The organism is Vibrio sinus, assembly GCF_023634645.1.
Classification (GTDB): Bacteria; Pseudomonadota; Gammaproteobacteria; order Enterobacterales; family Vibrionaceae; genus Vibrio; species Vibrio sinus.
In genome coordinates this window covers 1-225 of the sequence record NZ_JAMKMR010000070.1, presented here as the reverse complement: position 1 = coordinate 225, position 225 = coordinate 1, and the positions used below count along the sequence as shown (strand labels likewise).

The window sequence follows — 225 nt, the reverse complement described above, 5'->3', positions numbered from 1 at the left end:
ACGGTTTGTATGCAAGAGTAAAGAATCTACCAGATGGGGCTATAGCTCAGCTGGGAGAGCGCTTCGCTGGCAGCGAAGAGGTCTGCGGTTCGATCCCGCATAGCTCCACCATCTTTAAGGGTTTTTTATTAAGAATCTTTAAAGATGGTTTTTTATTCTTTAGAAGATGAAAAACTTGCTCTTTAACAATTTGGAAAGCTGACAGATAACAATGTGATTTTATTG

General features: G+C 40.0%; 1 tRNA gene. It reads left to right on the top strand.

Annotation, left to right across the window (positions count from 1 at the left end):
- The first annotated feature begins 35 nt into the window (after positions 1-35).
- A tRNA-Ala gene (locus tag M9194_RS21635) sits at positions 36-111 on the top strand.
- The last annotated feature ends 114 nt before the right edge of the window (positions 112-225 follow it).